The 18,226-nt window shown below is 56.8% G+C and carries 19 protein-coding genes; 5 read left to right on the top strand and 14 right to left on the bottom strand.

What is annotated here, in order from left to right; genetic code table 11:
• Positions 1–427 precede the first annotated feature (427 nt).
• The gene (locus CA948_RS17935; protein WP_420866713.1) at positions 428–562 is read left to right on the top strand and encodes a helix-turn-helix domain-containing protein; all 135 of its coding nucleotides are present in this window, start codon (positions 428–430) and stop codon (positions 560–562) included.
• A gap of 61 nt (positions 563–623) precedes the next feature.
• Here CA948_RS17935 and gspF read toward each other — a convergent pair whose 3' ends face one another.
• Genes gspF through gspG form a run of 11 tightly spaced genes read right to left on the bottom strand, consistent with a single transcriptional unit; the run spans position 624 to position 10,594 of the window.
• Positions 624–1,826, bottom strand: a complete 1,203-nt coding sequence (gene gspF / locus CA948_RS09200) for a type II secretion system inner membrane protein GspF (protein ID WP_094197496.1) — start codon at positions 1,824–1,826, stop codon at positions 624–626.
• A 14-nt stretch (positions 1,827–1,840) separates the two neighbouring features.
• Complete coding sequence (gene gspE, locus CA948_RS09205) at positions 1,841–3,259, bottom strand: type II secretion system ATPase GspE (RefSeq protein WP_094197497.1); 1,419 nt, start codon at positions 3,257–3,259, stop codon at positions 1,841–1,843.
• On the bottom strand, positions 3,256–5,565 hold the full coding sequence (gspD, locus tag CA948_RS09210) for a type II secretion system secretin GspD (protein ID WP_108727857.1): 2,310 nt from the start codon (positions 5,563–5,565) through the stop codon (positions 3,256–3,258). The genes gspE and gspD overlap by 4 nt, the downstream gene beginning before the upstream one ends.
• Before the next feature lie 13 nt (positions 5,566–5,578).
• Entirely contained in the window at positions 5,579–6,325 is a 747-nt protein-coding gene (gene gspN, locus CA948_RS09215) for a type II secretion system protein N (RefSeq protein ID WP_108727858.1), read from the bottom strand.
• Positions 6,322–6,873 carry a type II secretion system protein GspM gene (gspM, locus tag CA948_RS09220; protein WP_108727859.1) on the bottom strand — a complete coding sequence of 184 codons (552 nt, stop codon included), beginning with the start codon at positions 6,871–6,873 and terminating at the stop codon, positions 6,322–6,324. Before gspM ends, gspN begins: the two co-directional genes overlap by 4 nt.
• Positions 6,870–7,838: a GspL/Epsl periplasmic domain-containing protein gene (locus CA948_RS09225; RefSeq protein WP_108727860.1), complete on the bottom strand. Its 969-nt coding sequence runs from the start codon at positions 7,836–7,838 to the stop codon at positions 6,870–6,872. The genes gspM and CA948_RS09225 overlap by 4 nt, the downstream gene beginning before the upstream one ends.
• A 4-nt stretch (positions 7,839–7,842) precedes the next feature.
• A complete protein-coding gene (gene gspK, locus CA948_RS09230) occupies positions 7,843–8,703 on the bottom strand; it encodes a type II secretion system minor pseudopilin GspK (protein WP_108727861.1) in 861 nt (286 codons plus the stop codon).
• Positions 8,700–9,299: a PulJ/GspJ family protein gene (locus CA948_RS09235; RefSeq protein ID WP_108727862.1), complete on the bottom strand. Its 600-nt coding sequence runs from the start codon at positions 9,297–9,299 to the stop codon at positions 8,700–8,702. The genes gspK and CA948_RS09235 overlap by 4 nt, the downstream gene beginning before the upstream one ends.
• Positions 9,296–9,640: a type II secretion system minor pseudopilin GspI gene (gene gspI / locus CA948_RS09240; RefSeq protein ID WP_230017573.1), complete on the bottom strand. Its 345-nt coding sequence runs from the start codon at positions 9,638–9,640 to the stop codon at positions 9,296–9,298. The genes CA948_RS09235 and gspI overlap by 4 nt, the downstream gene beginning before the upstream one ends.
• Positions 9,641–9,651: 11 nt before the next feature.
• Positions 9,652–10,149, bottom strand: a complete 498-nt coding sequence (locus CA948_RS09245) for a type II secretion system protein (protein WP_230017572.1) — start codon at positions 10,147–10,149, stop codon at positions 9,652–9,654.
• A complete protein-coding gene (gene gspG / locus CA948_RS09250) occupies positions 10,124–10,594 on the bottom strand; it encodes a type II secretion system major pseudopilin GspG (protein ID WP_094198415.1) in 471 nt (156 codons plus the stop codon). Before gspG ends, CA948_RS09245 begins: the two co-directional genes overlap by 26 nt.
• Positions 10,595–10,721: 127 nt before the next feature.
• Between gspG and CA948_RS09255 the strand changes: the two genes are divergently transcribed.
• Positions 10,722–11,162: a hypothetical protein gene (locus CA948_RS09255; RefSeq protein ID WP_108727864.1), complete on the top strand. Its 441-nt coding sequence runs from the start codon at positions 10,722–10,724 to the stop codon at positions 11,160–11,162.
• Positions 11,163–11,217: 55 nt separating this feature from the next.
• Complete coding sequence (locus CA948_RS09260) at positions 11,218–12,351, top strand: HPP family protein (protein WP_108727865.1); 1,134 nt, start codon at positions 11,218–11,220, stop codon at positions 12,349–12,351.
• A 99-nt stretch (positions 12,352–12,450) separates the two neighbouring features.
• On the opposite strand, the gene hppD is transcribed toward CA948_RS09260, so the two are convergent.
• The 3 genes from hppD to CA948_RS09275 form a co-directional block, all read right to left on the bottom strand.
• A complete protein-coding gene (gene hppD / locus CA948_RS09265; protein ID WP_094197508.1) occupies positions 12,451–13,527 on the bottom strand; it encodes a 4-hydroxyphenylpyruvate dioxygenase in 1,077 nt (358 codons plus the stop codon).
• A gap of 268 nt (positions 13,528–13,795) precedes the next feature.
• A complete protein-coding gene (locus CA948_RS09270; RefSeq protein ID WP_094198416.1) occupies positions 13,796–14,545 on the bottom strand; it encodes a sulfite exporter TauE/SafE family protein in 750 nt (249 codons plus the stop codon).
• 149 nt (positions 14,546–14,694) lie between these two features.
• Positions 14,695–16,113: an aspartate ammonia-lyase gene (locus CA948_RS09275; RefSeq protein ID WP_094197509.1), complete on the bottom strand. Its 1,419-nt coding sequence runs from the start codon at positions 16,111–16,113 to the stop codon at positions 14,695–14,697.
• 839 nt (positions 16,114–16,952) lie between these two features.
• Between CA948_RS09275 and CA948_RS09280 the strand changes: the two genes are divergently transcribed.
• Both CA948_RS09280 and CA948_RS09285 read left to right on the top strand, forming a co-directional pair.
• Complete coding sequence (locus tag CA948_RS09280; RefSeq protein ID WP_094197510.1) at positions 16,953–17,510, top strand: MarR family winged helix-turn-helix transcriptional regulator; 558 nt, start codon at positions 16,953–16,955, stop codon at positions 17,508–17,510.
• A 110-nt stretch (positions 17,511–17,620) separates the two neighbouring features.
• A complete protein-coding gene (locus CA948_RS09285; RefSeq protein WP_108727866.1) occupies positions 17,621–18,223 on the top strand; it encodes a DUF2946 family protein in 603 nt (200 codons plus the stop codon).
• The last annotated feature ends 3 nt before the right edge of the window (positions 18,224–18,226 follow it).

An 18,226-nucleotide genomic window follows, 5' to 3' on the forward strand; every position in this document is an offset into this window, starting at 1 on the left:
TAAATACTCTGAATCCAACGTTCTATTGTCTGACTATGTGTGCGTGCGCACCACGCACACTTTTTACCCCGATGCCAGTACTTGGCATCGGGGTTTTTTTTATCTGTAGCCTACACCCCAGAGAGAATAAAAATGCCCTACTAACCGGGTCAGGAACGGCTTGTCTTTCCTAGAATGCTCCATGACAGTGGGCATCCAGCACTAGCGATGCCTACTGCTGCAGGCAAAGAGTCCCTACAAATCGTAGCCTTGCGCATAGGGCTCAGATGTACATCAACATGGCGACCAAGTGGCGCATGTATTACGTCCTGCGGGACGACATCTTGATGATGAGTTGGGGCGAAAACTGCCAACTCCCCCTGAATGACGGCAGCAGATCTTGCCATCTATCTGCACATTGCCGTCAGAGAGGGGGGAGACCGCTGTAATGGCTGCGGCCGGAGGAAATATCGCTAAAGCCAGAGGTACAAGGCCGTTGGCACGTGATACGAGCCTGTCTCGGGAAAATCCGTACAAAAACTTGTCAATCATTTCCCTAGTTCGGATACCTTGTTCAAGGTGACCCGAACTAAAGGGCGCAAGCTAAGCATCAAACCCTGGTTCAACTCCCATTGAACACCTGCTTACTGCACCAGCTGATTCATCTCGATAATAGGCAGCATCACGGCCAGCACAATCAGCAAGACCAAGCCCCCCATCAGCAAAATCATCAAGGGTTCCAGCAAGGCGGTCATGGTCAGGGCCTTGCGCTCCAGTTCAGTCGACAAGGTCGTGGCCGCACGATCGAGCATAGGGGCCAGTTCGCCAGTTTTTTCACCGCTGGCAATCAGTTGTACCAATAATGGCGGGAACAAGGCACTGCGTTGCAAGGCAGTCGCCAAAGGCAGACCCTCGCGCACATGAATAGCGGCCTGATTCACCGCATCGCGCAAGGCCAGATTCGAGACCGTACGTCCTGCCGCTTCCAGAGCGGTCAGCAAAGCCACATTGCTACCAGCCAGAATCGCCAGCGTGGCGGCAAAACGAGCAGTATCCACACCCAGCAAATAGCCCCCCAGAACGGGCACGCTTAACAGCCGCCGATGAAAGGCCAGCTTCAAGGCCGGTTGTCGCAACAGGAAAGCGGCCAGCACAGCCAGCAGTAGTAACACCACAAACAGCACCACACCCCAGTCGCGTAACAGATCGCTGGCGCCGATCATCACGCGCGTGAGCATGGGCAATTGCTGTTTGGCTTGGGTAAATGCGCCCACCACCTGGGGGACGACATAGCTCAGCAAAAACACCACCATCGCCACAGAAATCAGGCTGACGATGGCGGGATAAATAAAGGCTGTCAGCACCTTGCCGCGCAAGGCTCCGCTGTCTTCGATAAAGCTGGCCAGACGATCCAACACTTGTTCCAGTTCACCGGACTGCTCACCTGCCCGCACCAATGCTCGGTAAATTTCAGGAAAGTCACGAGGGTGATTGGCCAGGGCATCGCTCAGGCTTTGTCCTGCTCGGATATCAGCACGCAAGGCTGCCAGCAGTTGCACCAAAGGCCGACGCGTCGCCTGCTCAATCACCACTCCCAGGCTGGCCTCCAAAGACAAGCCCGCCGCCACCAGACTGGCTAACTGACGAGTCAGCCAGGATAGCTCGGTGCGGCGCAAACCCGCACTGCGGGCACGAGCCACAGCACGACTGCGCCCCGCTTTCAGGGAAACGGTCAGCAGACCTCGGGACAGCAATTGCTGGCGTGCCAGACGCTCGCTCTCGGCCTCCAGCACCCCCCGTTCGCTGCGACCGGCCTGATCCACGGCCTCATAGTGATAGGTCCCCATACTGTCCTGTCCGCCTATAACTCGCGCGTGACGCGCAATACTTCTTCAGGCGTACTGACGCCCTGCTCCACCCACCGCTGAGCATCTTCACGCAAGCTTCGCATGCCCGATTCACGCGCGGCCTGACGCAAGGCAGGTTCGGCTCCGGCGTCATTTAACAAGTGCTGGGCACGTTCATCGATGCGATACAGCTCATGAATCCCAGTACGCCCCTGATAGCCCGTATGGGCACACTGTTGGCAACCTTCAGGGCTAGCCCGGTATTGCCCCTGCTCGGCAGGTTGACGGCAATGTCGGCACAGTTTGCGTATCAATCGCTGGGCCAGCACACCCCGCAAGGTAGAGGCCAGCAAAAAAGGCTCCACCCCCATATCCACCAAGCGAGTGGCCGCAGACACCGCATCATTGGTGTGCAAGGTAGCCAGCACCAAGTGGCCAGTCAGGGAAGCCTGCACCGCAATCTGCGCGGTTTCCAGATCCCGGATTTCTCCGATCATGATGATGTCCGGGTCTTGTCGCAATATGGCGCGCAAGGCGCGCGCGAAACTCAATTCAATACGAGGGTTGACCTGCGTCTGGCCGACGCCAGGCAAGTCATACTCAATCGGATCTTCGACGGTCAGCACATTGCTGCGTGCCGTATCAATGCGCCCCAAAGCGGCATACAAAGTCGTGGTTTTACCGCTGCCGGTAGGCCCGGTGACCAGCACAATGCCGTGTGGTTGATGAATCAGCTCATCGAGCTGAGCCAAAATATCCGGGGCCATGCCCAGACGCTCTAGCTCCAGTTGCCCGGCTGACTTGTCCAGCAGGCGCATCACGGCGCGTTCGCCATGTCCGGTAGGCAGAATCGAGACACGCAGGTCCAGCGCCCTGCCTCCTACTTTCAAGGCAATACGGCCATCTTGTGGGAGCCGCTTTTCGGCAATATCCAGGCTGGCCATGATCTTGATACGGGACACCAAGGCTCCGTGCAAGGCCCGGCGCGGGCTGACGATATCTCGCAAACGGCCATCCACCCGATAGCGCACGACCGAGTGGGTTTCATACGGCTCCAGGTGAATATCACTGGCGCCATCGCGCACGGCCTGGGTAAACAAGGCATTGATCATGCGAATGACCGGCGCATCGTCCTGATTTTCCAGCAAATCGGTGACAGCGGGCAGTTCCTGCATCAGTCGATCCAGGTCCACCTCGTTGGCAGCGGCATCCACCACGCTGGCAGCATCGTCGCCCTGTGCATAACTGGCATCAATCAAGGTATCCAGTTCGGCATCTGGGATTTGCCGCTCGTCCAGCTCGGGATAGCGTCGCCGCAACTCCACCAAGGCCCAATCCGGTGTGCGCTCGCTAATCACCAGCGTGCCCACACCTTGCTGCTGCGTCAGCACCGCGCGGTGCTGACGTGCCCAGGAGTAAGGCAGGCGGGTCATAGCGTCTCTCGCAGGTCTACCGCAGCGGACGAACCGGCGGCCTGTGGCAAGACCATGTGTCCCGCATCAGGGTGAAACCAGGTGGAACGATCCGGCAGTCCAGTCTGCACGGCACGCATATAGTTGTAGCGGTCCAAAGACAGACTCTGGCTGTCCTGCGCGTTACGCACGATATGCGGACGCAAGAACACCATCAAATTGGTTTTTGTGCGCTTGCGTTTCTCGTACTTGAAAAGGCTGCCTACCAGCGGAATATCTCCCAGCAAAGGCACCGATTGTGTACCGTCCTCAATCGAGTCTTCCAGCAAGCCACCCAGCACAATGATCTGGCCATCATCCACCAGCACATTCGTGCTCAGCGCACGTTTGCGTGTGACGGGCGAGTTGGCCGATACCGACATGGCTGTATCGATACTGCTGACTTCCTGATAGAGCGCCATCTTGACGGTGCCCCCTTCCGAGATCTGCGGGCGCACTTTCAAGGTCAGCCCCACGTCTTCACGCTGAATCGTCTGGAACGGATTGCTGGCCCCGTCGCCCGTGGTGGTGTATTGGCCCGTCACAAAGGGAACAGTACGGCCCACCATGATGCTGGCTTCTTCATTGTCCAGCGTCATCAAGTTAGGAGTAGACAGAATATTGGTGCCCCCCTGGCGCTCCAGCGCTCGCGCCAGTACACCTAGATTGACAATCTGCTGACCCAGCACGTTCACCGTGCCTTTCACCACACCCAGGCTCAAACCAGCCGCCAAGGAATCAAGCGTCGTTGCCCCAGCCTTGGTGATACCGCTGCCGCCCAGATTGGCACCGCCCACAAAGCCCGAGCCGCCGTCCGAAATATTGCCGCCGCCCGTCATCCACTGAATGCCGAACTCGGCCGCATTTTCTGCATTCACCTCCACGATCAGGCTTTCGACCAGCACCTGAGCGCGACGTTGATCCAGTTGGTCGATCACTTCACGCAAGCTGCGGTAGACCGGATCGGGGGCCGAGATAATCAAGGTATTGGTAGACGGGTCGGCTTGAACAGTCGCCCCACCAGCGCTAAAGGCCACGGTGCCACTGGCATTATTAGCGGCACTCAAGCCCATCTCGCCTTGGGACTGACCTGCTGTTGCCGACGTTTCCATTGCCTTGGCCGCGCCCGTGGTGCTGGAGGCATTGCCAGCAGGAGCCAGACTATTGCTCTGTTGCTGTCCACCCGTTGCCGTACTACCTGAGCCGGATTGCCCGGTCAAAGCAGCCCGCAGCACTTCAGCCAACTGTACGGCCTGGGCATTACGCAAATAGACCACATGCAAATTGCCCTTATTGCTTTCCGGGCTGTCGATACGGCGTATCAAATCCCGCGCCAAATCCAGCCGAGCCGGACTGCCTGCCCGCACCAACACGGAATTGCTGCGCGGATCGGCCACCACCGTGATGCGTTGCGCCACATCATTTCCCGGAGTATCCAGCATTTGGGATGCCAAGGCCGCCACATCCAGCGCCACTCCGTAATCAATCGGGATGATGTCCGTATTCAAACCGGCAGGGGTATCTATCCCGGCGATCACCTGGGCAATGCGATCCAGATTATCACCATAGTCAGTCACAACCAGGGTGTTATTGGAGGGGTAAGCATTGATCGGATTGTTGGGCGAAATCATGGGCCGCAACACGGGAACCAGGGCCGTGGCATTTTCATAACGCAAGGTGAACACACGGGTTTCCAGCTCGCCACTGCCGCTGGCCCCGGCACCTGCGGCACGCACGGCACCGCCCTGTTGACGCGCCTCGGTTTCGGGCACTACTCGGCTGACCTTGCCATTGCGCAATACAGCAAACCCTTGCATCCGCAAGGCTGACAGCAACATCTCGTAGGCAGTGCGGGCGTCGACCGGCACCTCAGACACCAAGGTCAGTTGCCCTTTTACACGCGGGTCCACAATAAAGTTCTGGCCGGTAAAGCGCGCCAAGGCGGCCACCACCCCGTCCAGCTCAGCATCTACAAAATTCAAGGTAATGTCGTTGCCTTGCGGAAACTCGGCCGGGTCGGGCAGGTCGATCGGAGCGGCCCGGCCCCCGACTCGCTGCGGAACCCGACGCGTCACGGCAGCAGAAGGCGTATTGTCATTGGTAAAGCGCGGATCAGCCTGGGTACTGCGTACAGGCGTCTTGCCTACCGAAGCAAAAAACGAAGAAGGATCCGGGCCGGGCTCAGGTTTCTGACCTGTGCTGGCACAGGCGCTTAATAGGACGGCGGCCCCCAGACTTAAAAAGAAGCGAGGGCGCAGCCCAGGAAGTCGTTTGGTCAAGGTACTCATAGTCAAAATATGGTTATTCCTGCTTGCTAGTCGTTGTGGCTATTCGCCATTGGGTCACACCCTGACGCTGAGGCCCCAAGGCCTCTAGTAACTCTTTGAATCGTTGATCGTCGGCCTGCTTGGCTTGGGCACGTCCTTCAAACAGCCCGCCTGCCGCCCCCCACTGACCCTGACCTGCCAAAGTCAGATCCCCCGCCAGGGTTCGCAGGCTTAGCTGCACACCCTGGCCCTTGCGGCTGACAGCCAATTGGTAATCACCCAGCTCGGCTTGGGCCGCCAAAGCCGAGCGCGCATTGCGCCAATCCAGCTCCAGCAAAGGTCCACTTTCAGCGGCCAGCGCCTGACTGGGCCAGCGCAACTGCAACTGCCCTTGCGGTTGTACGGTCTGCAACAAGGGATGCAAACGCCCTAAAAGCGCAGCGGGAACCGTTAGGTTTTGGCCAGAAATGCGCCAGCCTTGCAGGCTGGCTTGCAAGCGCACAGGCTGGTCCAGCCACGCATGGCTTACTTCCATTTGCGGCCAGGGCGTCAAACGCCAACGCCAACTGACAGGGCCGGGAACAGTGCGAGCCAACAAACCCGACCCCACCACCAGCAGACCTTGCCCGGAAGCCAGATTGCCGTGAGCCGTTTCCAGTCGTAGCGGCAATTGCTCCGGCTGCCAGATCAACATCATGCGGGCAGGCAAAAAGGGCACGGCGGCCAGCAGCAGACACACCGCCAACAAGGTCCAGGCCATGATTTTGGTCAGTTTCTTCATGCAGGCTCTCCTGCACCCAACACAATGCGGCCATCCAACAAACCTGCACGTTCGCGGCTATCCACCACCGAGCGACTCAGGCTGACTTCTTGCACGGCAAAGCCCAGCACACGAGGGGCGTGCATCAACCAATCCATCAAGGCAGGAGCGGCCACGGCCTGGCAGACCAGAACACGTTGCTGGGCCGGCGACGCCTCTGTCTGACATTGGGTGCCCAAAGTCTGCAAGCTGCGCTGCAAGGCTTTGTCTTGTCCTTGCGCGTCAACCGGCGCGACCAGCTCTTTATCCAGGACCTGAATTTGCGACAACACGGTTTGCAGTTGCGCCATCTCATACTGCAGGCGCGGCAGCTCTTGTTTTGCCAAGGCCAGATCACGAACAGCGGGACGTAACAGCAACAACCACAGAAGCATCACAAGCAGCACAGCCCCCAATACCGACAAGGCCAACTGATCCCGACGGCTCAAGGCTCGCCAGTACTGTCGGGCAATGGCAAGCTTGTTATGGACGGTCAGCAGTACAGGCTGAAAGGCAGCAAATTTGCTCATTGCTGCCCCCCTTGCTGGCTGGACGCTTGCGCTGCTTTGTTCAAACCGATCTCCCACTGACGGGCCGACTCGCCCTGTTTCCACTCCAGCTCCGATTCAGCAGGCAAAGGCGGTGCGGGCAAATCGCTGGCCAGTGTCAAAAGCAACTGTTGGTCCTTGAAATTCAATGCACGCACCTGTCCTTGCAAGGCAGGCCATTGCACAGCACTGGCCATCAACAACCGATCAAAAGGCGCCGAGGCCGGACTTTTATCGGCCAGCAAGCCGTCACGATGCTGTCTGGCCTGCGTCAAGGGCGCAACAATGACAGGCAAATGCGGCAAGGCTTGTCGAACAGCCTGCTCCATCTGGGTCTGTACCTGTTTCATCTGGGAGCGCAAGGACTGCGCCTGCTGCTGCAAGACCAAGGTCCAGCTCAATACGGCGGCCAGAGTCCACCACAGACTTTGGCGCAGCACGCTGTTCCCGCCGCCACTGGCGGCCATCTCCGGCATCAACAAGGAGCAAGCGGGTACTGTCAGCATTTGACCTTGGCCCTGCCTGTCTTGCTCATGCCCCTCGGACCAGGCATAGACTCCACTGAGAGGGACTCCGGCCTGGCGCGCTTGCTCTCCCAAGGCCAGCAAGGGCTGGCGCTCCGTCCAGACTAATTGACTCATACCGGAAGGCCCCGGTGCCGAGCAGGCCACCCACACCTGTTCAATAGGGCTCAAACACAAAGGCTCGACCGCACTGCAGGCCACGGCCTGCCGCCGCGACGCACTGACCGAAGGAATACGCGCCTCAGTCACCGTTGCCATCCCGGCCGGTAAAACCAGCTCCAACGATCGGGCCAGGGCTTTGAACTCCTGAATCTCTGCCCGACCACGGCGCAATACCTTGGCACGCTTGTCGCGCAGCACAAAGTCCACCGGCTGATCCAGCCTAGGTGGGGAGTCCAAATAAATACGCAGCACTTTGCTCATCACTTCAACGAATCCAGACAATCCGGCTGCGGTCCGCAGCCCTGTTAATCAGGGCCTGGGTCGCTACCCGGCTATGGTCAAGTCGTAACTGACCACTTAATAAAAACCACTCACTGCGCACGGTCAGCGTTTGCCCCTCCAACGCCTCCTGACGTTGCAAGCGGGCTTGGACATCGGCCTGATCCCGGAACCACTGGCCCCGATCGCGCTGCGCCAACAGGCCACGCCACTCAACCAGACTGACGGAAGGCTGCACCGCAGCCAGCACCTGGGCACTGGCAGTATTCACATTCAAGGATTTGGCTTGCGGCAGGTAGCTGAGATAAGGCTCCAGTTGCTTGGCCTGTTGCACCGCATTGGGGAAAAAGTCCTGCAAATGAGAGGGCCAGGGCGCTTGTCCGGCCTGAGCCCGTTGTAGCCGCTGGGCCAACTCCAAAGCCAACGAGGGTTCCTGCTGCACGCTGCCCAACAACTGCTCCAATGCCTGCACGTAGCGGGCCTGGATCCGGCCATCGCTCAGCAATAAAGCCAGATTGAATTTGCCCTGCTCGTCCTGGATATAGCCAGAGAAGTAAGCCGCACGGGTCTTGTCGGGAGTCTCTATCTTCAACTCACTCAGAGCCTGGGCCCACAAGCCGCCTTTATGCGTCACAGCCGAACGCTGCGAGTCCAAACGCAAGACCAGCACGGCCCAATCCAGCGCACCACGCAGCAGCCAGTTGGCCTGCATGTAGTCACGCTCGCTGGCCAGTTGCGTTGCCAGTGCACTTTGACGCTGCACAATGCCCATAGTGGCAATGGACACTGCCATCACGACCACCAGCGCATTGATCACCGCCATGCCTTGTTGGGATACCCGTTTCATAGCAGCATCACCACTTTGCGGTATGGATGCTCCTGCCCTTCCAATTGCACGGTCAACTCTATGCCAGTCGCCGCTGCTCCAGCCTGCTCGGGCCACGGCCAGCTTTGCCAGCCACGTGCCGGAATCCAGATACGCAAATTCCAGGCAGTGACCTGCTCCAGCACAGCTTGCAAAGGCCCCAGCTCGGGCAAGGGATACACCGTTCCTGCCTGGGCAATGGCCCGCTGCAACACACCCTGCTGCAAACGCCATTGAATCTGCTGGGTTCCCGCGCCAGCGTCGCTACGACGTTCAATCATCAGGATGGCCGGGCCTTCACCCTGGGCTTGCCAGTGAATACTGGCGGGCAGTACTGCCATCGCCCCGGTCGGGTCCACGGGGCCTGGCACGGGGGGCAGATGCAGCTCCAGATCCCGTCCCATTTGAGCCAAGACATTGAACAAGGCCTGGGTCTGACGTGCCTGCTGACCAAGTTGCTCATCCGCATGCAAGACCGCATCCAGGCCTCGCCAGGACATCAGGCTGATCAAGGCCATGATGGTCAAGGCCACCAGCATTTCAACCAAAGTAAAGCCTTCCTGGCCAGTATCTGTCATGGCAAGGACGCCAAGGTCGCGTGCAGCTCGGCCAGCACGGGGCCTTGGGGCAAGGCAGCCTGTACCGTTACCTGACGAAAGAAGCGATTGGCCGTGGCTTGTACGGTCTGCTTGCACTGCAAATTCAAGGAACCTTGGCGGCAAGGCACCACGGTTTCACCCGGATCGGGAAACAGGCGGCGCAGACGCATCTCGGCCACCACACCATCAACGGCCAGCAGAGCCAGGCTGCGCTCATGCATGGCCTGGCTGCCAGAAGCACTCAAGCCCAGCGCACGCAATCCGGCGGTCAGGGCCACCGACACGATGGCCAGCGCAATCAACACCTCAATCAAACTCATGCCACGCTCTGTCATGACTGCACATCAAAACGGCCTGTCGGGTCGCTGCGAAGATGCAGTACCTCGTGGCCATCATCCAGCTCCAGCAGACGCGGCGCGGACAACCATTCATTCACAAAAACCCAGGGCCCGGCTGGCTCCAGGCGCACACGCACTGATTCCAGCGTCCAGGATCGCTGGGGAAACAATTGGGCAAAACGAGCCTGATCGCGCAGCCAGCCCACAGTGGGGCTGGAGCCATCGGTAGCGTCCGGAATCAGGCTGAAACGATAGCCTTGCTGATCCGCATTCCAGGCGACGCTGCGGCCACTTTCGCGCACATAGCTTTGCAACTGCGCCAGACGCAGGGCCAGTTGACGGGCTTCCCGCTGTATCCCCTGATCCCGGTCCAGTACCAGCACGCTTAAACCTGCGCTGCTGACAATACCCACGATCAACAAGACCACCAGGGTCTCGATCAAGGAAAAGCCCCGCTGTGCCACATCAGTCCCAATTGCCGATATCGGCATCACTACCCGCCCCGCCAGCCTGACCATCCGCCCCCAGCGAGAACACATCGATCTCGCCATGCACGCCGGGTTGCAGATACTGGTACGGATTGCCCCAAGGGTCGTTAGGCAGACGGTCCATATAAGGGCGCCAGTTGCGTGGCTCGGGAGGCTGAGCGGGGCGCTGGTGCAGCGCCGCCAAACCTTGAGCCGTACTGGGGTAACGGCCGTTATCCAGGCGATACAGCTTCAAGGCCTGTGTCAGCGCGGCAATATCCTGACGGGCCGCGACGGCACGTGCCTGATCGGGCCGGTCCATCAGGCTGGGGACAACCAAGGCCGCCATAATGCCCATGATGACCACCACCACCATGACCTCAATCAGAGAAAAACCTTGTTGAGCGCGGGACTGAACCGATCCGGCCAAACGACGCGCCGGACTGCGAGATAAAGTAGATCGAGACATGAAGGAAATAAGCCACCCAAAAAAACCCAAGCTCTTGTCATACGGGCTTCATGCAGCACACGCACACTAAGAGCCCTTAAGACAGCCATACGGGCTGTCTGCCAATGCACTATTCGATGCAGTCTAAATGGGTATTATTTCCGCCATATTTCCGTCACATCTTTGGCTGCGTTTGTGTCAGGCCGGTATTGCTCTGGCCTTGATCAACCTGCTGATCCATCTATTCCTACCCTCGGAAGGAACGATTGCGCCTGTGCTGGAGCAGGACCACCGCGAACAGATCAGCACGCAACAAATTGCGCAGTGGTTTGGAGGCAGCACCGCCATGCCCGAGCTGCGTTTGCACGGCATGATTGTGAGTGGTCAGGGTGGGGCCGCCTTACTTAGCATTAATCAACAGGCTGTGCGCGCCTACCGCCCTGGTCAGGAGCTGGCACCAGGCGTGCTGCTGGATTCGCTGCAGCGCGAGCATATTGTGATTACGGTCGATGCCGTGCCCCAACAAATCGCCACCGAGCGTAAGGGCCCCGCCGTCATTGCCGGTATTCAGCAAGGGGCTCAGCCCTGAAGTGAAGAGTTAGCAGTATGATTTAAAGCTGTCTTTCTTCTTCCCCCTGGTGGGTATGTCTGCTTTATTTCGTCACTGGTTTGACAGCCTGCGCCCCAAGTCGCTGGCCATTGCACGCCCTGAAATGCTGCGTGCCACGCTAGGCGCCACGCTTAGCGTACTGATTGTTTCCTCTCTGAGCCTGTACCTGTCGGATTTTGCCCACACGCACCACTGGCTGGTAGCCTCCCTGGCGGCCAGTGCCTTGCTGATTTTTCTGGTGCCAACCAGCCCGTTGGCCCAGCCCTGGAATGTGTTGCTGGGCAATCTGGTCGGTGCTTTGACAGGGATTAGTTGCGCCATTTTGCTACCTCACCCAATTGCCGCCATTACCATGGCCGTGTGTGTGGCCATGCCCATCATGCTGGCGCTGCGCTGTGTGCACCCGCCTAGCGTGGCAATGGCGGTTTTCCCCGCCCTGAACGGGATTCACAATTACGACTTTGCGCTGTTTCCGGTCCTGTTTGACTCTTGCGTGCTGATTTGCCTGGGCATGCTGTACAACCGCCTGACCGGGGTTACCTATCCCCCCGTCCCTAAGCCCACCACTCGTGCGACAAGCACACTGTCACGCTTTACGGACCAGGATTACGATGCTGCACTAAGCCACTACAACCAGACGCTGAACATCAGCCAGGATGATCTGGAAAAGTTGGTCAGCTACGTTCACCAGTCGGCCTTCCGACGCAATCTGGGCACACGACGCTGCGCGACCTTGATGAATGATGCCCCCCTGTCCTGCCAGGTCAGCACGCCCTTGCAACAAGCCTGGGACATGATGCGCGAGCGCAAGATCAAGGCCCTGCCAGTGCTGGATCAAGACAAACATGTGATTGGTATTTTGGCCTTGTCGGACTTCTTGCAGCGCGCCGGACTGGATCAACCTGATAATCTGCGCCAGCGACTCAAGCGCTTTTTAAGCCCCCGCCAGCAATCGGCTCCCACGGTGGCCGAAGTCATGACCTCGCCTGCCGTCACCGCCAATGCAAACTGGTCTGTGGCCGAGCTGATTCCCTTGTTCAGCCAGGGCCGCCATCGTCACATGCCGGTGGTCAATGAACACAAAGAACTGGTGGGCATGATTACCCAGTCAGATCTGATGCTGGAGCTATTCAGAATCCTGCAGCCTCCGCGAGACCAGCCGGACTGACTATAAAGCTGAGCTCCAATAAAAAACCCCACTGTTTGCCATCGCCAAACAGTGGGGACAGATCTGCATCAGTACCTTGAGAACTGACACAACACCTTTTTAGTCAGCCTGCAAGACACCTCGGCGCAACTGGTCGCGCTCAATGGACTCGAACAAGGCCTTGAAGTTACCTTCACCAAAGCCATCATCGCCCTTGCGCTGAATGAACTCAAAGAACACAGGCCCCATCAGCGTTTCAGAGAAAATCTGCAGCAAGAGACGACGGTGACCACCTTCTGATGTGCCATCGAGCAAAATGCCACGGTTTTGCAGTTCTGCAGTGGGTTCTCCGTGCTCAGGCAAGCGACCTTCCAGCATTTCATAATAGGTTTGTGGCGGCGCCGTCATAAAACGCATGCCCATGGCCTTGAGCTTGTCCCAGGAGGCAATCAGATCATCGGTCAGGAACGCTACGTGCTGGATGCCTTCACCATTGAACTGCATCAGGAATTCTTCGATCTGGCCCGAACCCTTGGCGGACTCCTCATTGAGAGGAATACGGATTTTACCGTCGGGGGCCGTCATGGCCTTGGAGGTCAAGCCAGTGTATTCACCCTTGATGTCGAAGTAGCGAATCTCACGGAAGTTGAACAGGTGCTCATAAAACTGAGCCCAGTAGGCCATGCGGCCGCGGTACACGTTATGGGTCAGGTGATCGATCTCTTTCAGGCCCGCACCCACAGGGTGGCGGTCCACGCCTTCCAGGTAGACGAAGTCGATATCGTAAATAGAGTTACCTTCGCCAAAACGGTCGATCAGGTACAGAGGCGCGCCACCAATCCCTTTGATCGCCGGCAAGCGCAGCTCCATCGGCCCGGTAGGAATATCAACAGGCTGGGCGCCCAGTTCCAGTGCACGCTCATAGGCTTTTTGCGCATCACGCACCCGGAACGCCATGCCGCAGGCCGAAGGGCCGTGCTCGGCGGCAAAGTAAGCAGCGTGGCTCTTGGGTTCTTCGTTCAGGATCAGGTTGATCTCGCCCTGACGGTACAAGGACACTTTCTTGGAACGGTGTACCGCCACTTTGGTGAAACCCATCATCGCAAACACAGGTTCCATCACACCAGGCTGGGGAGCGGCAAATTCGATGAACTCAAAGCCCATCAGGCCCATTGGATTTTCAAACAAGTCAGTCATAGCAGACTCCAACTGTAATCAGGTAATCAAGGAGGGCGTAAAAACGCCTTGAAACGTTGACTTAAGCCTGGCTGGGAGGGGCGCAGGATATCCCGCGCACACTGCGTGCCAAGTGATCACCAAACAACAATTGAAACCCCAGAACTCTCACAGGCTCTGCTCCAGTGGGCGGGAACCCGAAATGCGCTCCCATCGCCGACATTTATTATGCGGGGAGCAAGCCCCTTTTCGATATAGAGCATTACCCTAGAAGTCTAAACCACCTGCCTTAGCGCGCCAGCAGCACAGGGACAGATGACAGCAACATCGCTACCCCGGACAAAGTCAGTAGACTCAACACAATGGCGCGAAATGTGCTTTGACTGATCCCCACATACAGACGTGCGCCCGCCAATACGGGAATCAGCACCGCCAGCATGACCAACCCGATCGCGGGCAGCATGGACGAGACAATAGAACCGGAGGCGATATACGCCAGCAAGGTCACAGACAAGGTAGCCAGATTGAAGTTTTGAATAACGGCACGCTGCTTGTCTTTGGGCAGGCCCGTCATGGTGGTCCATAAAGTAGGAATCACCCCGGTCATCCCACCCAGACCGCCCATCACACCACCAATCAAACCCGCCAAAGCATTAGCCAAGCGACTGCACACCCGCACATGGCCCAGACGGCTAGACATCAGCATGACGGGGCACCAGATCACCATCAAGGTACCCAGAAACGCCTTGAACAGCGCTGCATCCAGAAAAGGCAGCAGATACGTTCCCAACGGCACGCCAAGCAGCCCACCGAATAAGAAAGGCAAGAGAATCTGCCAGTACGACGTGCGCCGCCGGGTAAAGGCGGCAATCATCTGCCCCGTCCAGGCACCACACACTGCCAGCACCGCCGCCAGTTGGGGCTCCAGAAACCAGGCCCAGCAGGACATGGCCACCATACCAAAGGCAAAACCTGACAGGCCCTGCACAAAACCGGCCACAATGGCGCCAAAGGCAACCGCCCAATAAACCGACTCCATATTCCCCTGCTGCTCCTGCATGTAGACAAGGTCACAGTATCCTTCTTGTGCGAAATGAGCGGGCAGAAAAAAGCCTCCAACTTGGAGGCTTCCCAAACTGTTACCGGCGTTGGCCAAAGTTGGCCAAATCATGCCTGGCTCAGATTGGTTCAGGCTGGGTCAGCAGCGCGCAGATCACGAGGTTGGATCAGCGATTCGGCACACAACACTTCATTGAGGGTCTCGGCATCCATCAGGCCACGCTTGAGAACCACATCACGAATATTAGTACCTGTCTGGAAGGCTTCGGCGGCAACCGAGGTAGCGGCTTTGTAACCGATAAACGGGTTCAAGGCAGTCACCAGGGAAATAGAACGTTCGATATTGCTTTCCAGGCATTCACGGTTGGCAGTGATACCCACCACGCAGAACTGAGTCAACGTGTCGCAAGCATTGCTCAACAAACTCATGCTGCGCAGCAGGGAGTGAATAATCACAGGCTCAAACGCGTTCAGCTGCAATTGACCGGCTTCAGCAGCCATGGTCACGGTCAAGTCGGCACCAATCACTTCAAAGGCGACCTGGTTGACCACTTCAGGGATCACAGGGTTGACCTTACCGGGCATGATGGACGAACCCGCTTGCACAGCAGGCAGACAAATTTCACCCATACCAGCACGAGGACCGCTAGAGAGCAAACGCAAGTCGTTGGACAGCTTGGACAACTTGACGGCAGCCCGCTTCAACACGCCCGACAGATGCAAGAAACCACCGCAATCCTGAGTTGCTTCGATCAGGTCGGCAGACACGCGCAGCTGAACACCGGACAGATCGGACAAAGCCGCTACAGCCAGCTCGGCGTATTCAGGATGTGCGGTAATACCAGTACCAATTGCCGTACCACCCAGATTCACATCACACATCAGTTTGCGCGATTCTTTCAGGCGCACGATGTCTTCGTTAATCATGGTGGCAAATGCGTTGAACTCCTGACCCAGGGTCATGGGCACAGCATCTTGCAACTGCGTGCGGCCAATCTTCATGTACGAGGAGAATTCCTCGGACTTTTTCAAAAAGGCATCACGCAAACGTTCCATGGCCGCAAACAGCGGATCCAGCGAACGGTAGGCCGCCAGGTGCAAAGCCGTTGGATAGACGTCGTTGGTGCTTTGGGCCATATTCACATCTTCATTGGGATGAAGATATTGGTACTCGCCACGCTTGTGCCCCATATGCTCCAAAGCCAGGTTACAAATAACCTCGTTGGCATTCATATTGGTCGAGGTACCTGCGCCGCCCTGAATCATGTCTACCACAAAATGCTCATGACACTTGCCTGTCTGTACGGCCTGGCATGCAGCCACAATGGCGTCATGCTTGTCCTGCTCCAACAAACCCAGTTTGAAATTGGCCTGAGCAGCAGCCTGCTTGACCAGTGCCAGAGCATTAATCAGTTCCGGGTAAGTTGAAATAGGCGTACCGGTAATGTGGAAATTCTCCTTGGCACGCAAGGTATGAACACCATAATAGACTTCATCGGGGACTTGGCGGTCTCCCAGCAAATCATGTTCGATACGGAACTGACTCATAATTCCTTCGTTTCCTTAATAACGATAGCAAGACATTTCTGATACGCCTCATACTCAATCCCGGAGTACAAACGGAACAAAGCCCTGCCATTTCTTGCGAACTGGGCAGGGGCTCGGGGACATGCTGGCAAATACCACTAATAAGCTTTGGATAATGCTTGTATCCAGTTGCGGAAAGCAAAGGCCCGTAAAAAACGGGCCTGTATTGCTATCCGCCAAGCGGGGTGAATGATCCAACCGCCTTTTTTGAAGGCATCGTCGAGCTTGGGAAGCGCTGTAAGCATTGTAAACGCCGAGCGCTCGCCTGCACGTCGTTTTGCGGTTTTTCTTGAGTTGCTGCGCCTGGTTTTTCTGCTTGGCGCTTGAGAACCGACTTAATTTGACGGTCTACCTCTGATATAGCTCACTCATCCTGCCCATAACAAAGATCTGGCGTTTTGAACACGAACGTTGCGTGCTTGCATCATTTTGATGCTGTTGCGCTATAAGACTCACAACACAAGATCAACAATCATCACCAAGATGCCGGTATTGAGAGTCCCAGAACCTTGTTATGTGAGAAAAAAAGAAGGCAAAAGAGTATACACAAACAGTGAGACCATTCAATAAACTCACTACTGACAATACTGAAAAAAACCAGCACTATTTTACTAAATGAAAATTCCTGATCAATAAAAGGTGTTTAAATCAATGAAAATGGAATTAAAAAATAAGATAAATTTCCACTTTAAAAGCAGCGGCTCAGTAATAAAAGAAAGCAAGCTCGGTTTTATTGGGCTTTGTGATTCTTTCTAAATAACTACTGCTCTTTGCCGCGCACTACTCAACGGCACAGCACTATGAAATTACTCGATCTGAAATATCAAACTATCCTGAGCGAATCCCAGCGCCAGGCTCACCCTAAAACCGAGGATATCGAACTGTGTTTACGCGTTCTATCGCTGGCGTCCAGTATTAATCGCGCCTCCAGCACCGTCTTGAACGAATTTGGCCTATCCGAAGGCCGTCTGGTTCTGCTTTTTTTGCTGAGCCGCCAACCTTCCGGCTTAAGTCCCGCCTTGCTGGCTGAACAAGCCGGTGTCACCCGCGCGACCATTACCGGCCTGCTAGACGGGCTGGAGCAGCAGCAATTGCTGGTGCGACAAAACAATGCCTCGGATCGCCGTGTACTCACTGTTAAACTGACCGAAGCTGGCAAAGAGTTAAGCGAGCACTTGCTGCCCTATTACATCGAGTGGCTCTCGGGTGTGTTTAGCCATGTGCCCCAAGACGTGCGTGAACGCTTGTCTAATTTGTTATCCCGGGCCATGCAAAGCGATAGCAAAGGGGAAATCAAAATTGAAAAACCTCTTTCGCACACCGTTCCCGGAACCATGCAGCGCAGTTATATGGTTTAAGGCGCAAGATCGTCTGCCCAAAGGTCAACCTTGTGGTCGACCCAACATGATCAAGGGTGGCACCGATACGGTTGCCACCCTTTGTTTTCGTCCCCGCAAGGCTGAGGTTTATGGATGCTGCTGTTATTGAAGCCATGAAAAAATGGCCCAATGTACCCGCTGTCAGCGGATATCTTTCTTTGGATCAGTCAGGCCATTGGCGTCATCATCCGGCTGGCGATGCCAACCAGCATCCCGAGCACGTGGGTGAACGCATTTCTCACCCAGGATTGCTGGCATTTTTCAATCGCAATTATCAGACGGATGAACAAGGCCGTTGGTTTATCCAAAATGGCCCCCAGCGTGTCTATGTTCGCCTGGACGCCGCTCCTCTCATTGTGTCCCTGGCCGAAGATCTGGCGCATTTGCAAGACCACACCGGACGCCTCGTAAAAGCCGTCCAGGCGTGGTTCGTCAGCGCTGAAGGTCGGCTGTATTTGCGTACCCCTACCGGCCCGGCCTTATTGGCCAGTCGCGATATTCCGGCGCTGCTGGAACAATTGCGAACAAAGCAACACGGCCTGGACAGCCTGGATCTGGAGCACCCTCATTACAGCGAGGGCTGGTCTTTACCCGCCTACCCCAGGCGCTGTTCCCTGACAGTCTGGTCATCCTGCGTGTCGCCCGCCGACGAATTGGCGTATATTGTTTTGCCTGAGCCCGATCCTATTTGAACC

This window comes from Alcaligenes aquatilis (assembly GCF_003076515.1).
GTDB lineage: Bacteria > Pseudomonadota > Gammaproteobacteria > Burkholderiales > Burkholderiaceae_B > Alcaligenes > Alcaligenes aquatilis.

Excerpts from the sequence above, each read along its gene's own strand:
- CA948_RS09255 (WP_108727864.1), top strand. The coding sequence starts at position 10,722 with ATGGGTATTATTTCCGCCATATTTCCGTCACATCTTTGGCTGCGTTTG.
- CA948_RS17935 (WP_420866713.1), top strand. The coding sequence starts at position 428 with ATGGCTGCGGCCGGAGGAAATATCGCTAAAGCCAGAGGTACAAGGCCG.
- CA948_RS09225 (WP_108727860.1), bottom strand. The coding sequence starts at position 7,838 with ATGAGCAAAGTGCTGCGTATTTATTTGGACTCCCCACCTAGGCTGGAT.
- gspG (WP_094198415.1), bottom strand. The coding sequence starts at position 10,594 with ATGTCTCGATCTACTTTATCTCGCAGTCCGGCGCGTCGTTTGGCCGGA.
- gspF (WP_094197496.1), bottom strand. The coding sequence starts at position 1,826 with ATGGGGACCTATCACTATGAGGCCGTGGATCAGGCCGGTCGCAGCGAA.
- CA948_RS09275 (WP_094197509.1), bottom strand. The coding sequence starts at position 16,113 with ATGAGTCAGTTCCGTATCGAACATGATTTGCTGGGAGACCGCCAAGTC.
- CA948_RS09245 (WP_230017572.1), bottom strand. The coding sequence starts at position 10,149 with ATGCCGATATCGGCAATTGGGACTGATGTGGCACAGCGGGGCTTTTCC.
- hppD (WP_094197508.1), bottom strand. The coding sequence starts at position 13,527 with ATGACTGACTTGTTTGAAAATCCAATGGGCCTGATGGGCTTTGAGTTC.
- gspD (WP_108727857.1), bottom strand. The coding sequence starts at position 5,565 with ATGAGTACCTTGACCAAACGACTTCCTGGGCTGCGCCCTCGCTTCTTT.
- gspI (WP_230017573.1), bottom strand. The coding sequence starts at position 9,640 with ATGAGTTTGATTGAGGTGTTGATTGCGCTGGCCATCGTGTCGGTGGCC.
- gspE (WP_094197497.1), bottom strand. The coding sequence starts at position 3,259 with ATGACCCGCCTGCCTTACTCCTGGGCACGTCAGCACCGCGCGGTGCTG.
- gspM (WP_108727859.1), bottom strand. The coding sequence starts at position 6,873 with ATGAGCAAATTTGCTGCCTTTCAGCCTGTACTGCTGACCGTCCATAAC.
- gspN (WP_108727858.1), bottom strand. The coding sequence starts at position 6,325 with ATGAAGAAACTGACCAAAATCATGGCCTGGACCTTGTTGGCGGTGTGT.
- CA948_RS09235 (WP_108727862.1), bottom strand. The coding sequence starts at position 9,299 with ATGACAGATACTGGCCAGGAAGGCTTTACTTTGGTTGAAATGCTGGTG.
- CA948_RS09285 (WP_108727866.1), top strand. The coding sequence starts at position 17,621 with ATGGATGCTGCTGTTATTGAAGCCATGAAAAAATGGCCCAATGTACCC.
- CA948_RS09270 (WP_094198416.1), bottom strand. The coding sequence starts at position 14,545 with ATGGAGTCGGTTTATTGGGCGGTTGCCTTTGGCGCCATTGTGGCCGGT.
- gspK (WP_108727861.1), bottom strand. The coding sequence starts at position 8,703 with ATGAAACGGGTATCCCAACAAGGCATGGCGGTGATCAATGCGCTGGTG.
- CA948_RS09260 (WP_108727865.1), top strand. The coding sequence starts at position 11,218 with ATGTCTGCTTTATTTCGTCACTGGTTTGACAGCCTGCGCCCCAAGTCG.
- CA948_RS09280 (WP_094197510.1), top strand. The coding sequence starts at position 16,953 with ATGAAATTACTCGATCTGAAATATCAAACTATCCTGAGCGAATCCCAG.